At 70.0% G+C, this 320-nt stretch carries 1 protein-coding gene; it reads right to left on the bottom strand.

Annotated elements, in window-relative coordinates; all coding sequences use genetic code 11:
- Window positions 1–320 (bottom strand): WYL domain-containing protein (locus tag EN859_RS36540; protein ID WP_135913700.1); only part of this gene is annotated, 320 nt, incomplete at both ends.

Below are 320 nucleotides of genomic sequence, written 5' to 3'. Positions count from 1 at the left end.
GATCGCCTGGCGCAGCTCGCACCAGGCGACGATGTTGGCGGTTTCGGCGTAGTAGATCAGCGCGATCGGGCGGATCAGCCGCTCGGAGGCACGGCCTGCTTCGTCGCGGTAGGAAAGGTCGAGCTTCTCCTCGTCGCGGATGGCGCGGCGCACCAGAGCGAGGTCGATCGCGCCCGCTGAAGGCGCGGCGAACCCCCAGGCATGCAGCGCATTGGCGTCCAGCGTCTGGCGCAGAGGCGCCGGCACCACCCCGGCGATCTTGGCGCTGACGCGCTTGGCCGCCTGCTTGAGCTCGTCGTCTCCCGTGCGCTCGAGCAACG

The sequence above is a fragment of the Mesorhizobium sp. M00.F.Ca.ET.216.01.1.1 genome (assembly GCF_004010325.2).
GTDB lineage: Bacteria > Pseudomonadota > Alphaproteobacteria > Rhizobiales > Rhizobiaceae > Mesorhizobium.
Note: the sequence above shows the minus strand (reverse complement) of the source record. Positions and strands in the feature narration are given on the sequence as shown.